This is a genomic window from Sulfuritalea hydrogenivorans sk43H (assembly GCF_000828635.1).
Lineage (GTDB): Bacteria > Pseudomonadota > Gammaproteobacteria > Burkholderiales > Rhodocyclaceae > Sulfuritalea > Sulfuritalea hydrogenivorans.
Genome location: NZ_AP012547.1, coordinates 1,651,129 through 1,664,465, shown reverse-complemented (window position 1 = coordinate 1,664,465; position 13,337 = coordinate 1,651,129). Strand labels below are relative to the sequence as shown.

The window sequence follows — 13,337 nt, the reverse complement described above, 5'->3', positions numbered from 1 at the left end:
CAATTAAGGTGTTGGCTTGAGCATCAATCAGCCTCGTAGCGTGGTCAGTAGCTTCACTAGGTCGACGATGGCGGTGTACGGCTCGGGCGCAGCGTCGGCAGTGAACTTCGCGGCCAGGGCTTCCGCCCGCTGGGTAGCGATAGCCAGACGATCTCGTGTGGTAGCGAAGGCGTTACCCTCACCCTTCTCGTAGCCAGCAAAGTTCTCGGGGCTTCGTAGCAACCGCATCACTTCGTCGCGGTGCAGCGGCGCCCGAATATCCTCGTAGTGCAGCAGCAGCCACAGCTCGAAGCTCGGCACCGACGCAATGGCCTTGAATGGCACCCGTCTTTTCTCATCGTTCTTGAGTTTTCCGTCCAGCGCCTCCGCCGAGCGTAACGCATCGTAATAGGTGTGGTGGTCATCGCGATCAAACACGGCATATACCTGATCGAAAGCACGAGGCTCGATGCCTTTGTGTAAATCTCCGCTTTCGAACAAGTCTTTCGCGTATCGCACCACCTGAATCGGTTCGGTTCCCAGAACACCAGCAGAAACTGTCACGTTTCGAATTGGCAAACGCAGGTCAATCCGAATCTCATCAAAGTACAGCGGTTCGGTCTTGCTGCCCTCGGAAACAATTAGGATGCGCTCACACGCAACTCGTCCGCGTTGCTTTTTGCGTTCAAGCTCCTGGAGCTGACGCTCCCTCGGAGTGTTATCGCGCCCCATTAGTGTTGCGCCCCGATCAGGTCTCCGATGATTGGGATCGCGCCATAGCGGCCTTGCAGGTAACGGCGCTCAAGCGCCTCGTTCTTGCGAGGGCCGAATTCCACCAATCCATACAATTCGGAACTTTGATCCTTCTTCTTTTCTACGAACCAGATCTGATCGCGGCGGAACAGACCATAGGTGTCGAGCAAAGTTGTGTCATGGGTAGTGAAGATTAGTTGTGCACCGCCGGTATTGACCTCCGGGCGATGGAATAGGCGCACCAAGGCCTGTACCAAATGAGTATGCAGGCTGGTGTCGAGTTCATCGACTACCAGAGTCAACCCTTTGTCAAGGATGTCTAGTATTGGGCCGGTGAGAAACAACAGGTTACGCGTACCGCTGGATTCGTCCGCCAGGTCGAACACGGCCTTACCATTGCTGGTGGCGTGGTGAAACTTCAACTCACTGACTTCATCTTCGAAAGGGCCAACTTCCTGCTTTCCTGTCGCAAGATCGATCTTGATGCCTTGCCCTACGACTTTGCGTGTTACCAGTTCAATATCGGAGATGCTGATGTCGGCGGCTGTTAGGAAGTCGCATAGCTGTTTGCGGCCTTCGGCCTTCTTGATCATCTGAATTGAAACCTGCGGGTTGAGCTGTGCCTGCTCGTTAAAAATCACGAGTCGTTTTGCGAACCAGTCGAACACAGGACGCAGAGCGTCGCTGTTGAGCTGTACGGCCATCGAAAGGAACAGGGCATTCGGTCGGGTGGCACCTTCCCACAGGTTTTTGGAACCCTTGAGGCCCGGGCCGAATTCGTAGACATCCTTGCCGGTATCGGCATCCAAGTGTCGTTCGAACCAGCGCTGGGGCTTGAATGCTTTGTAGACCAAGAGATGCTCTCTTACGATGCGCTGCTTGGTCATCGAGAAACCATACTGGTAGCGTACGCCGTCTAGGATGAAGGTGACTTCGAATTCTGTGGGTTGACCAGCAGACTCAGAGTCAAGACGAAATTGTTGCAGCTTGTCGTAGGTCTGGCTGGGCTGGATCACCGTAGCCGACTCCATCACCACACCGCGCATGTACTGTAGCGCCTTAATGAGGTTGGACTTGCCGCTGGCATTGGCGCCATAGACAGCAGCGCTGCAAAGGAGAGAGGGTGCCGCCTTGAGTCCAGTAGCTAGCGTGTGAGTGTCTTGCAGAGTTTTGTCCTTAGAGGCCACAAGACTAAGCACCTGCTCATCACGCAGGCTGCGGAAGTTCTTGACGCGAAACTCGACTAGCATTGGATTCACCCTTACAATCAAAATATATTTGAATTGTGCTTCATTCACGCAAAATTGCAAGTTATTTTGCGATTTGTGCTTTATTTTGATACGAAGCTAAGCGGACTCCTGCGACTGGTAACCAGCACATACCTTCCGATGGCCGAATCCGAATCGAGCGACAGCAATGGCCGATGACCGGCCCCTCCAATATCCCGCCCCATTTCCGATACTCGCTCGATCCACGGGTATCCTCTGCACCACACGCTCCCCATCATCCGCCCCATCGCCCATCAACCGCTCGGTGAAGCCATCGCCCGATTCCTCGCCCCGACGGTGATCGCCTGCCACACCAAGGAATGGCCACCGATCCGGCCTCTGCCCACTACCTGAGGAGACGCCATGCAAGCCTGTTACATCGAGCGTTACGGCGATGCCTACGTGGTCAAGGTCGGCGAGTTGCCAACGCCTGAACCCGGCCCCGGAGAGCTCGTGTTCCGCATGCAGGCGGCGAGCGTGAATCCGGTCGATAACAAGAGACGCGCGCCGGCATGCTGCGGGCACTGCAGTCCTACCGCATGCCGGCGGTCCTCGGCAACGATGCGGCCGGTGTCGTCACACCGCACTTGCAGTATTTATATCATTTTGATATAGTGCGGCCATGCACATCATTTCGTTAAAGATGCTGCGTGACTTCTGGGGCTGGCATCCTGAAGCCGAGCAGTCTTTGCGCAATTGGCACACCGTCGCCGAGAATTCCCGTTTTGCCGATTTTGCTGACCTACGGAAAAGCTTTGGCAGTGCGGATTATGTACCGCCCTATACCGTGTTCGATATTGGTGGCAATAACTATCGAGTCGTTGTCATCGTTCGCTACCGCGATGGCAAGATGTTCGTGCGCTGGGTAATGACTCACCGGGAATACGACGACTGGTGCAAACGATACGGGAAAGGCAAGGTGTAACCATGACAACCGCCACCGCTACTCTGGACATCACGGCGCTGCAAAAAACCTGGGCGGCGTTTGATCACATCGCCCATTTGCGGCCGATCCGTACCGAGGCGGAGTATGACCGCACGGTTTCGCTGATGAACTATCTGCTCGACAGGATCGGCGACCAGGAGGATCACGTCTTGTCAGGGCTGCTTGATCTCGTCGGCGAACTGGTGGCGGACTATGACACCAGCCACTTCGCCATCGAAGCGTCCGAGCCCAGGGAAGTTCTGCGCTACCTGATCGAAGTGCGCGGCCTGAAGCAAGGCGATCTCGCACAGATCGTCCCGCAGAGCAATCTTTCAGCGATCCTTGCCGGCAAGCGCAAGATCAGCGCGACCCTGGCGGGGAAACTGGCCAGGTTCTTCAGCGTCAGTCCGGCCGTATTCGTGCCTGCCTGAGAAGCAGTTGCACGCGCCCGCCATGCAAGCCTGTTACATCAAGCGTTACGGCAATGCCGACGAGGTTCAGGTCGGCGAACTGCCGGCCCCTGAACCCGGCCCCGGCGAAGTGCTGTTCCGCATGGAGGCGGCGAGCGTGAATCCGGTGGATTTCAAGATACGCGCCGGCATGCTGCGGGCGCTGCAGTCCTACCGCATGCCGGCGGTCCTCGGCAACGATGCGGCCGGTATCGTCACCGCGCTGGGGCCGGGAGTGGCTGACTTTCGCGTCGGCGACCGGGTGGCGGCGCGGCTGGACAAGGCGCGCATGGGCGCCTTCGCCGGGTTCGTGGTGGCGCGGCCGCAGCACCTGGCGCGGATCCCCGAGGGCGTGAGCTTCGCGCAGGCCGCGGCGGTGGCGCTGGCGGGGCTGACGGCCTGGCAATGCCTGGGCGAGGTGCTGCGCGCAGGCAGAGGCGAGCGGGTGCTGATCCATGCCGGCGGCGGCGGCGTCGGGCACCTGGCGATCCAGCTCGCCAAGGGACTGGGCGCGCACGTCACCACCACGGCCTCGGCGGCAAGCCACGACTGGCTGCGCGGACTCGGCGCCGACCACTGCGTGGATTACCGCCACGCCGACTTCACGCGCGAGTGCGCGCCCTTCGACGCGGTGCTCGATACGATAGGCGGCGACACGCTGTTGCGCTCCATCGCCCACACCCGGCGCGGCGGCTGCGTGGTCAGCGTCGGCGACCTGCCGACGCCCGAAGTGGCGGCCGAGTTCGGCAAGCCCTGGCTGGCGCCGGTGTTCTGGCTGCTGTCGCGTCGGCCGCGGGCGGCGGCGCGACGGCAGGGGGTAGGCTACCGCTACTGGTTCATGCGCGAGGACGGCGCCCAGTTGGCCATGCTGCTGGACAGGCTGGCGCGCGGCGAACTGCAGGTGCATATCGAGCGGGAATTTCCGCTGGCGCAGGCGCCCGAGGCGCTGCGCCTTTCCGAGGCGGGCCGGGTGCGCGGCAAGCTGGTGATCCGGCCCTAGTCGATAGTCACGTTGAAGAAAACTGCCGGGGGATGCGCTGCCCGCGCAAACCGTTCTCGACGACAGTCTGAAAGTCGGCGCTGGCGACACGGCGAACGGCCGCGCTGCAACAGGGGCGCTGCCACGTGGAGAGCTACTGGGCGCCGGGCGTCGGCGCCTCTTTCGGCCCGCCGGCGTTGCCATCCCCGGCCTTGCTCCTGATGGCGGCAACAATCTCGTTGGGTGTCCACGCGTCGGTGATCGCCACGCCGTTTTCCCCGGCGATCTGTTTCAGACTGGCGGTGACGAAGGCGGGAACGCCGCCGGCATCGACCGCCTGCAGCAGCTCGCGGGCGGCCTGGGTCACTCCGGGATATTGGGCGTTCGCCGCAGGTTCCGCCCGCCCGCTCGGGACGGCGCCCGCATCGCCCTCGCTGCATGCACGAACGAACAGCGCGGCCCACTTTGCAAGTTTCTCGTCTGCATCCATGACTGGGTCTTCGCCCTCACTGTAGTGGGGTACATGGTCGCATGAAAAAAGCCCGCGCGAAGCGGGCTCTTTTCGTAAAACGCCGTATCGCCGGCGCCGACTTTCTATAGTTTCAGGGCAATCAGCGCGATCGAGGGAACGAAGACCAGCAGCGCAATCCTCAGGAAATCCGAGGCGAGGAAAGGCACGATGCCGATGAAGGTTTCCTTCATGCTCGTGTCCTTGGCCATGCTGCTGATGATGAACACGTTGAGCCCCACCGGCGGCGTGATCATGCCGATCTCGACCGCCATCAGCGTGAGAATGCCGAACCAGATTGCCTTGGCTTCCGCATCGAGACCCCAGAAGTCCAGCCCCATGATGATGGGAAAGAATATCGGTACCGTGAGCAGGATCATCGACAGGCTGTCCATGATGCAGCCGAGTACCAGGTAGATGCAGAGGATCACGAAAAGAACCAGGAGCGGCGAAAGACCGAGGCCGACCACCCATTTGGACAACTCCGCCGGCATCTGGGTCAGGGCCAGGAACACGTTCATGATGTCCGCGCCGAGCAGGATCAGGAAGATCATCCCCGTCGCCTGCGCCGTTCCGTAGACGCATTCGATAAAGCCATGCTTGCGCAGCCCGCCGGATTTCCAGGCGACGTAGCCGGTGGCGAGCGTGCCGATCGACGCGGCCTCGGTAGGCGTGAAGAATCCGCCGTAGATGCCGCCGATCACCACGGTGAAGATCAGCAACACGGGCCAGGTTTCCACCAGCGCGGCCAGTCTTTCGCCCCAGGTGGCGCGATCCCCCGCCGGTGCCGAGGTCGGATCGACGCGGGCCATGATGGCGATCACCAGCATGTAGCCACCCATCGCAATCAGACCGGGGATGAAAGCCGAGACAAACAGTTTCGCAATGTTCTGTTCAGTGAGAATGGCATAGATCACCAATGGAACCGAAGGCGGAATCAGGATGCCCAGCGTTCCGCCGGCCGCGATCGCCGCTGTGGCGAGGCGCCCCGAGTACTTGTGGCTGCGCAGCTCCGGCAGCGCGACCTGGCCCATGGTGGCGGCCGTCGCCAGCGAGGAGCCGCAGATCGCGCCGAAGCCGGCGCAGGCACCCACCGCCGCCATGGCCATGCCGCCACGCCAATGGCCGATCAGGGTGTTGCCGGCGCGAAACAACGCCTTGGAAAGGCCGCCGTGAGTGGCGAACTGGCCCATCAGCAGGAACAGCGGCACCACCGATAGATCGTAGATCGAGTAGCGCGCCCAGGCTGCGGTCTTCATGTAATTCAGCAGCGTCGCCGGCCCGGCGATCCAGACATAGCCGATGGAACCGGCTACCAGCATGGCCATCGCAATATGGACCCGCAAGGCCATCAGCAGCAGCATCAGGCCGCCGATCAGGATCCCCTGTTCGATGCCAGTCATGCGCGCGCTCCGGTGAAATCGACCCAGGCCGTATACAGCGCGGCGCAGCCCAGCAGGAAGAAGGAAAGCACCATGGGCGCATAGCCCCACCAGGTAGGGACATTCAGCAGCATCGACGCGTCACCGTTTTCGCGTAGATCAAACATGCCGATGCCGATACGCCAGGAGAAGGCAAAGGCGGCGACAGCCAAGATGAGCGAGGCAAGGATGTCGAACACCCGATTGACTTTGCGCGGCAGGCCGGTAGTGAAGAAATCAACGATGATGTGACCGCGGATCATCTGGCAGAAGGGCAGCGACAGGGTGACCGCGACGGCCGACATCATCTGCACCAGTTCGTAATCGCCGAGGATCGGCTTGTCGAACAGAGAGCGGCCGACAATGCTGGTCAGCGACATCAGCGCCATCAGGATCAGCATGATGCCGGCGCAGATCGCAAAAAATCGGCAGAGCTTGTGCAGCACCCGGCCTATCAGGGCGTCGGGTCGCGCCTCGGTATCGACAAACAGTGCTTCTGCCATCAGGAACTCCAGAAATAGAACAATCCATCCTGCATCAGCCGCAGCCGCGCAGAAAAACCGGGGACCGAAACAAATCGGTACCCGGCCTGGTGACGCCAGACTTACTTGGTGTGTTTCTTGATCAGATCCTGTGCCGCCTTGTAGAGCTTGGGACCGTCATGGCCGAGCTTGGTGGCGTTGGCCATCCAGTCGTCGTCGAGGCTATCAGTGGCCTTCTTCCATTTTGCAAGTTCCGCCGCCGGGATGGTATTGATGGTCACACCGGCCTCCTTGAACTTCTGGCGCCCGGGAGCATCATCCGCTTCCTGCACACGACCGGCCATGGCCGAAAACTCGATGCCCGAGTTGTTGTCGATCACCTTCTTCAGATCGGCTGGCAGTGAGTCGTATTTGGCCTTGTTCATCGCAACCACGAAGAACGTCGTGTAAAGGGCCGGATACTTGGGATCAGTTTCCGTGGCGAACTTGACCAGTTCATGCACCTTGAGACTGGGAGCGACCTGATACGGAATCACGGCACCTTCGATCACGCCCTTGGACAAGGCTTCGGGAATCGCCGGAACCGGCATTCCGACCGGCGTGGCGCCCAGCATGGCGAGCATCTTGTTGGTCAACGGTGTCGGGGCGCGGAACTTCATGCCCTTGAAGTCGGCCATGGTGTTCATCTGCTTCTTGGTGGTGAACATGTAGCCGGGGCCATGCACGTGGGCAGCCAGCAGATGCACGTCCTTGAACTCCTGCTTGGCATAGGTTTGCACGAACTCCCAGGCAGCGCGACTGGTGGCTTCGGCGTTGGTCATGGTGAAGGGCAACTCGAAAACCTGCGACAGGGGAAAGCGGCCGGCTGCATAGCCGGGCACCGTCCAGACGATGTCGGCGACGCCATCCTTGGCCTGGTCGAAGAGCTGTGGCGGCGTGCCGCCCAACTGCATGGCCGGATAGATCTGGCACTTGATCTTGTTGCCAGATTCCTTGCCCAGCTTCGCGCACCACGGCTCGAACACACCGACCTGGATGAACGTCGTCGGCGAAAGGAAGTGATGGATCTTGAGCGTTACTTCCTGAGCCTGAACTGCCAGTGCGCTTCCGGCGATTGACGCCGCGATCATGGTTTTTGCCAGTAGTTTCTTCATCTGCATCTCCTCTTTAGTTGGCGAATGGATCGCCTTATTTAAATTGCATGGGTGCTACAAAACGACCATCTTCCTGCGCTGAACTCTTTCGATTCGGGTGACCGGGTGATCCTGAACCTGTTTCCTCAAAGCAATACACTTACTGCATGCACTATAGTGCATTATTCTTTTGCGGGCATATAGAAGAATAATACATTAACTGCGGTGGGGTTTATCAAAAATAACAGTCTATTTTGGCCGCCGGTCGATGACCCGCTTGGCCTTACCCACCAGGGTTCTTTCGACCTTGTCGGTTTCCACGACGTGGACATCGGCGCTGACCCCCACCAGGGCCTTGATATGGTGCTTCACCTCGGCGCCGATCTCGCGACGCTTCTGTTCGCCGATCGAACTCGAAAGATCGGCACGCACCTCGACGTAGACATCCAGCTTGTCGAGATGTCCGTCGCGCGACACCTGCAATTGATACTGGGCACACAGGTTCGGGTTCTTCAGCAGGACCTCTTCGATCTGCGTCGGGAACACATTCACGCCGCGAATGATCAGCATGTCGTCGCTGCGACCGGTGATCTTTTCCATGCGCCGCATGGTACGGGCGGTTCCCGGCAAGAGCCGCGTCAGGTCGCGGGTGCGGTAACGGATGATGGGCAGCGCTTCCTTGGACAGCGAGGTAAACACCAGCTCGCCGATTTCGCCGTCGGGCAGCACTTCGCCGGTTTCCGGATGAATGATCTCGGGATAGAAATGGTCTTCCCAGATGTGCGGACCGTCCTTGGTTTCGACGCATTCGCAGGCGACTCCCGGGCCCATGACTTCCGACAGGCCGTAGATGTCAACGGCATCGATGCCGAGGCGCTCCTCGATTTCGCGCCGCATTTCGTTGGTCCAGGGCTCCGCGCCGAACAGGCCGACGCGCAGGGTGCTTCCATTCGGCTTCATGCCCTGCTTGATCATTTCGTCGGCGATGGTCAGCACATAGGACGGCGTACACATGATCACCGTGGGCTTGAAATCCTGGATCAGCTGCACCTGCTTCTCGGTCTGGCCGCCGGACATCGGGATCACCGTGGCGCCCAGGAATTCGCCGCCGTAATGGGCGCCGAGGCCGCCGGTAAACAGGCCGTAGCCGTAGGAATTGAGGATGATGTCGTCCGCCGAACAGCCGGCGCCGCGCATCGAACGCGCCATCAGTTGCGCCCACATCGCGATGTCGTTCTTCGTGTAGCCGACCACCGTCGGCTTGCCGGTGGTGCCCGACGACGCATGGACGCGCACCACATCCTTCATCGGCGTCGCGAACATGCCATACGGATAGGTATCGCGCAGGTCGAGCTTGGTCGTGAAGGGAAACTTCGCCAGATCGGACAACTGCTTCAGGTCGCCGGGGTGCACCCCGGCGGCATCGTATTTCTGCCGATAGTGCGGCACGTTGTCGTAGACATGCTGCAGCGACCACTGCATGCGCTTCAGCTGCAGCGCCTGCAGTTCGTCCCGGCTTGCCTTCTCGATCGGTTCCAGATTGCTGTCCTGCTTGCTCATTTGCTCTCCCCTTATGCGCCTTGTCGATGAGCCATTTGTTTGACGAAAGCGAGATTTTCCACGACCTTGGACTGAATGTGTGAAATCTGATCGGGGCTCAGGTGGCGGAAGCGCCCCATCGCCTTCAGATAGTCGGTCACCGGCAGCGGGTCATCCACCGGCCGGGTGAATTGCAGACCGTCGCCGGGGGTGTACTCCCAGAGCATCACAAAATTGGTTTCCACCGCCTTGCGCGCCACTTCCATGTTCTGGTCGGTAGGAAAGCGCCAGCCCGTGGTGCAGGGCGAATAGACATGCAGGTAGGCAAAACCGCGCTTCGAGGCCTGGATGGCCTTGTCGAGCTTTTCGTAAAGGTCTTCCATGTACGCGGTCGAGGCCGTCGCCACATATTCGCAGCGATGGTTGACCATGATCAGCGGCAGATTCTTGGCGTCCTGCGTCTTGCCCTGCGAGGGCATGCCGCCCGAGCCCTGCCCCACCGGCGTGGTCGAAGTCCAGGCGCCGTAAGGCGTACAGCTCGACCGCTGCATGCCGGTATTCATGTAACCCTCGTTATCGACCACCATGAACAGGATCTGCTCGTTGCGCTCGGCGGCACCGGACAACGACTGGAATCCAACGTCCGAAGCACCGCCGTCGCCGGCAATGGCCAGCGCGGTGACATCGCGGCCGACGCGCTTGTACTGGCGCTTGATGCCGGCCAGCATGGCGGCGGTGTTGGTCAGCAGCGGATGGAAGACCGGAACCTTGGTGCCGGTGGTGCCGTTGAAGCCGACCGAGCCCATGCCCGGCACGCAGCCCGGTGGCGTCGCCAGTACCGTCTCCGGCCCCACGCGGCGCAGCGTGTGGCGCATCAGCAGTTCGGTATTGCAGCCCTGGCAACCGGCCAGCCCCGGAGCGAAAAGGTCCTCCCAGTCGCCGACTTCGTTGTAGATGCGCGAGGTCGTCACGTAGGTCAGCGCCTCGTGCGGGCAGGCCGGCACGCAAGCGGGGGCACCGTCGCAGGTGTCGCACTTGGCGACGTGGCCGGTTCCCGCGTCGAGCGCGATGCCGGCGTAGGCGCAGCCGACGGTACACAGCAGGCAATCGACGCACTTTGCGCCATCCCAGGCGATGACCCCGCTGAGGCCGTCCTTGGTCAAGGCGCCGGCCGGGCAGACCGTGACGCATTTGGGGTCGCCGCACTGGCGGCATAGCGCCAGTTCAAAACCGTCATCGGCACTGCCGACGATCTGGATGCGCGAACGCGCCGTGTCGCCAACGCCGACTTTCGCCGTGGCGCAGGCCGTCATGCAGTCGCCGCAGCCATCGCATTTGGCGGCGTCGAAAGCGATGGTGTTGTAGGCTCTTGTCATGATCTGTCCTAGCGCCAGAGTTTCGACATCAGTTCGCGGCCGACCAGCAGCGGATTCGCGACGAAGCGTTCCTTCACCGGCGAGAGATCGACGCGCCGCAGGATCAGCTGGCACATCACGCCGCCGTCGAAGAACTCATTGACGCCATAGATGCCCAGCAGGCGTCCCTCGTTGAAAATCACCTTGAGGTAACGACCGCTGGCCTCGTCGAATCGTGTCACCACCTCGGCGCCTTCGGGCACCTTGCTCGACCCGACCGAAATCGCATGGCGGCCGAAGAAGTGATAGGTGTTGAGCGGCACGCCTCCCGGATAAGCCTTCAGCCCGGGATCGCCCGCCATCGCCATGCCGGCGATGCGGCCCTGCTCGGTGGCGTCCGGCAGGATCGCGTTCATCACTTTGGCGTCGGTGAAGAATCCCCTGGCCTGGGCGCAATCGCCGGCTGACCAGACATTGGCGACGCTGGTCTGCATGCTGTCGCTGACGAGAATGCCCTTGTCCTGCTCAACCCGGCTCCCGGCCAGATAGTCCATGTTCGGCCTGACGCCGGTGGCCACCAGCAGCAAGTCGGCTTCCAGCGTGGTGCCGTTTTCCAGCGTCAGCGTGACGCCAATGGCAGATGGGGCGAGTTTCACAACGCGGCTGCCGGTCAGGATTCTGGCGCCGTTGTCGGTGAAGGCCTTTTCTATCAGTTGCGCGGCGACCGGGTCGAAATAGCCGTCGGTGAGCTGTTTTGCCATCTCGACCACCGTAACGCCAGCGCCGACTTTCACCAGATTCTCTGCGGCATGCATGCCGACCAGCCCCGCGCCCAGAACCACAGCCTGTTTCGAGCGCTTGATCGCCGCACCCAGTTTGGTCGCGTCGTCGAGTGTACGCAGCACGTGATACGACACCTGATCGATACCTGGAATCGGCGGAATCGCGGGCGATGCGCCAGTGGCAAGCAGAATTTTCTCGTAGGCGATTTCGCTGCCATCGGCAAGCTCGGCGGCATTGCGTTCCGCGTGCAGGAATTTCAACGCCGTGCCACGCTTCAGCGCAACATGATTGTCGGCAAAAAACTTCTCGTCGCGCAGGAAAATGCCATCGGGCGCGGAACGGCCTGAAACGACATAGGGCAGCACGGTCGGCGAATATGGCAGATGCGGATCTCGCGTCAGCAGCGTCAGGCTGCCTTCCGGGTCATGCATGCGAATCGCCGTCACGGCTTCGAGCGCCGCATGGCTGCTGCCGACCACCAGGTATTTGGTCTGTTCCATGGTCAATCCTTCTCGTTGAGCCAGACCGGCTCGATCGTCATCGTGACACTGGGGCTGCTCAGCAGTTTTTCCGTGGCCTCGATGACGCGATGGAAATGCCCCACCGTGATGTCGGCACCGGCCAGGCCGCCGATGAAGCTCATCGACGGCACGTGGCGCCCGAGGCGATAGAGCACGCCCATGGTCTCCTGGTACATCGGCCCGCAGTTCCAGCGGAAGCCGACCGATCTATCGACCACGCCCAGCGCCTGAATCTTGTTGAGGGATTTCAGCAGCGCCTCCACCGGGAAGGGGCTGAAGGTCTTGAGCTTGATCAGGCCTACGTTCTTGCCGGCGTCGCGCGCCTCGTCGATCGCATCCTTGGCCGCGCCCGTCATGCTGCCCAGGGTCATGATCGCATAGTCGGCGCCGTCGAGCCGGTACTCCTCGACCAGCGGCGCGAAACTGCGACCGAAACGCTGCGCCCATTCCGCATGCACTTCCTCGATCACGCGCAGCGAGTTCTGCATGCCCTTGCACTGTCCCTTGCGGTAGCGGACGAAAGTCGACGGCCCCTTGCCACCCGAACCGCCGGTCAGCGGATCGACCGCCATCGGCCGCAGCGGATCGAGCGCGACATGCCAGTTCACATCCTTGACGCCCATGAAGGCATCGACCTCGGCCTGGTCAGGCAGTTCGACGCGCGAGGTTCCGTAGGAAAGGTAGTTGCCATCGAGGCAGACATTCACCGGCAGCATCACGTCGTGGTGTTCGGCGATCTTGAAGGCCATGATGGTGGTGTCGAGCACTTCCTGCACCGTCTCGCAATACACCTGCACCCAGCCCACCTCGCGCACCGTCATCGCATCCTGGTGCCCGCCCCACACCGACTGCGGCGTGATGCCGTCGCGCGTGACGATGGACATGACGATCGGCAGGCGCATGCCGGAAGTACGGAAATAGGGTTCGAACATGAAGGCAAGGCCGGGACCGCAGGTCGCGGTGTAGGTCCGCGCGCCGGCGAGTGCCCCGCCTTGCAGCACGGAGAGCACCGAATGCTCACCCTCGGCATCGACGATGTCGGCATCCATGCGGCCGTCGGCGATCAGCTTGGCGACGTGCTCGACCAGCGAGGACTGCGGCGTAATCGGATACACGGCGACCATGTCAGGCCGCGCCAGGGCGACGCCCAATGCGGCGGCCTCGTTACCTTCGCAGAGGATGACCTTCTGCTTCGCCGGTTTCGTCTGATTCGGCGTTTCAAGCGTGGCGGTAGTCATGCGG

General features: G+C 61.1%; 13 protein-coding genes. 3 read left to right on the top strand and 10 right to left on the bottom strand.

Annotated features, from left to right (window positions below; all coding sequences use genetic code 11):
* Window positions 1–27: 27 nt before the first annotated feature.
* Window positions 28–711 (bottom strand): RloB family protein, encoded by a 684-nt coding sequence (locus SUTH_RS08145; protein ID WP_041098428.1) that lies wholly within the window; start codon window positions 709–711, stop codon window positions 28–30.
* A complete protein-coding gene (locus tag SUTH_RS08140) occupies window positions 711–2,030 on the bottom strand; it encodes an AAA family ATPase (RefSeq protein ID WP_197539666.1) in 1,320 nt (439 codons plus the stop codon). Before SUTH_RS08140 ends, SUTH_RS08145 begins: the two co-directional genes overlap by 1 nt.
* Before the next feature lie 592 nt (window positions 2,031–2,622).
* Between SUTH_RS08140 and SUTH_RS08135 the strand changes: the two genes are divergently transcribed.
* The 3 genes from SUTH_RS08135 to SUTH_RS08125 are packed head-to-tail and all read left to right on the top strand — an operon-like array spanning window position 2,623 to window position 4,374.
* Complete coding sequence (locus SUTH_RS08135; protein ID WP_041098424.1) at window positions 2,623–2,925, top strand: type II toxin-antitoxin system HigB family toxin; 303 nt, start codon at window positions 2,623–2,625, stop codon at window positions 2,923–2,925.
* Window positions 2,926–2,927: 2 nt separating this feature from the next.
* Window positions 2,928–3,356, top strand: coding sequence for a helix-turn-helix domain-containing protein (locus tag SUTH_RS08130; protein WP_041098422.1), 429 nt, complete (start codon window positions 2,928–2,930; stop codon window positions 3,354–3,356).
* Between the two features lie 22 nt (window positions 3,357–3,378).
* Entirely contained in the window at window positions 3,379–4,374 is a 996-nt protein-coding gene (locus tag SUTH_RS08125) for an NADP-dependent oxidoreductase (RefSeq protein WP_041098420.1), read from the top strand.
* A gap of 133 nt (window positions 4,375–4,507) precedes the next feature.
* On the opposite strand, the gene SUTH_RS08120 is transcribed toward SUTH_RS08125, so the two are convergent.
* The 8 genes from SUTH_RS08120 to padG form a co-directional block, all read right to left on the bottom strand.
* Window positions 4,508–4,843 carry a hypothetical protein gene (locus SUTH_RS08120; protein WP_041098418.1) on the bottom strand — a complete coding sequence of 112 codons (336 nt, stop codon included), beginning with the start codon at window positions 4,841–4,843 and terminating at the stop codon, window positions 4,508–4,510.
* Window positions 4,844–4,947: 104 nt separating this feature from the next.
* The gene (locus tag SUTH_RS08115; protein WP_041098416.1) at window positions 4,948–6,264 is read right to left on the bottom strand and encodes a TRAP transporter large permease; all 1,317 of its coding nucleotides are present in this window, start codon (window positions 6,262–6,264) and stop codon (window positions 4,948–4,950) included.
* Window positions 6,261–6,785 (bottom strand): TRAP transporter small permease, encoded by a 525-nt coding sequence (locus tag SUTH_RS08110; protein ID WP_041098414.1) that lies wholly within the window; start codon window positions 6,783–6,785, stop codon window positions 6,261–6,263. The genes SUTH_RS08115 and SUTH_RS08110 overlap by 4 nt, the downstream gene beginning before the upstream one ends.
* 101 nt (window positions 6,786–6,886) lie before the next feature.
* Window positions 6,887–7,918 carry a TRAP transporter substrate-binding protein gene (locus tag SUTH_RS08105; protein ID WP_052473833.1) on the bottom strand — a complete coding sequence of 344 codons (1,032 nt, stop codon included), beginning with the start codon at window positions 7,916–7,918 and terminating at the stop codon, window positions 6,887–6,889.
* 228 nt (window positions 7,919–8,146) lie between these two features.
* Window positions 8,147–9,457, bottom strand: a complete 1,311-nt coding sequence (gene paaK / locus SUTH_RS08100; protein WP_041098410.1) for a phenylacetate--CoA ligase PaaK — start codon at window positions 9,455–9,457, stop codon at window positions 8,147–8,149.
* Between the two features lie 11 nt (window positions 9,458–9,468).
* Window positions 9,469–10,812, bottom strand: coding sequence for an NADH-dependent phenylglyoxylate dehydrogenase subunit beta (padI, locus tag SUTH_RS08095; protein WP_041098408.1), 1,344 nt, complete (start codon window positions 10,810–10,812; stop codon window positions 9,469–9,471).
* A gap of 8 nt (window positions 10,813–10,820) precedes the next feature.
* Window positions 10,821–12,074: an NADH-dependent phenylglyoxylate dehydrogenase subunit epsilon gene (padH, locus tag SUTH_RS08090; RefSeq protein WP_041098406.1), complete on the bottom strand. Its 1,254-nt coding sequence runs from the start codon at window positions 12,072–12,074 to the stop codon at window positions 10,821–10,823.
* Window positions 12,075–12,076: 2 nt separating this feature from the next.
* Window positions 12,077–13,333 (bottom strand): NADH-dependent phenylglyoxylate dehydrogenase subunit alpha, encoded by a 1,257-nt coding sequence (gene padG, locus SUTH_RS08085; RefSeq protein ID WP_041098403.1) that lies wholly within the window; start codon window positions 13,331–13,333, stop codon window positions 12,077–12,079.
* Between the last annotated feature and the right edge of the window lie 4 nt (window positions 13,334–13,337).

Bases quoted from the DNA above. Each gene is read 5' to 3' on its own strand.
- SUTH_RS08145 (WP_041098428.1), bottom strand. From the start codon at position 711: ATGGGGCGCGATAACACTCCGAGGGAGCGTCAGCTCCAGGAGCTTGAA.
- padG (WP_041098403.1), bottom strand. From the start codon at position 13,333: ATGACTACCGCCACGCTTGAAACGCCGAATCAGACGAAACCGGCGAAG.
- padH (WP_041098406.1), bottom strand. From the start codon at position 12,074: ATGGAACAGACCAAATACCTGGTGGTCGGCAGCAGCCATGCGGCGCTC.
- SUTH_RS08135 (WP_041098424.1), top strand. From the start codon at position 2,623: ATGCACATCATTTCGTTAAAGATGCTGCGTGACTTCTGGGGCTGGCAT.
- SUTH_RS08110 (WP_041098414.1), bottom strand. From the start codon at position 6,785: ATGGCAGAAGCACTGTTTGTCGATACCGAGGCGCGACCCGACGCCCTG.
- SUTH_RS08115 (WP_041098416.1), bottom strand. From the start codon at position 6,264: ATGACTGGCATCGAACAGGGGATCCTGATCGGCGGCCTGATGCTGCTG.
- SUTH_RS08125 (WP_041098420.1), top strand. From the start codon at position 3,379: ATGCAAGCCTGTTACATCAAGCGTTACGGCAATGCCGACGAGGTTCAG.
- SUTH_RS08105 (WP_052473833.1), bottom strand. From the start codon at position 7,918: ATGAAGAAACTACTGGCAAAAACCATGATCGCGGCGTCAATCGCCGGA.
- padI (WP_041098408.1), bottom strand. From the start codon at position 10,812: ATGACAAGAGCCTACAACACCATCGCTTTCGACGCCGCCAAATGCGAT.
- paaK (WP_041098410.1), bottom strand. From the start codon at position 9,457: ATGAGCAAGCAGGACAGCAATCTGGAACCGATCGAGAAGGCAAGCCGG.
- SUTH_RS08120 (WP_041098418.1), bottom strand. From the start codon at position 4,843: ATGGATGCAGACGAGAAACTTGCAAAGTGGGCCGCGCTGTTCGTTCGT.
- SUTH_RS08130 (WP_041098422.1), top strand. From the start codon at position 2,928: ATGACAACCGCCACCGCTACTCTGGACATCACGGCGCTGCAAAAAACC.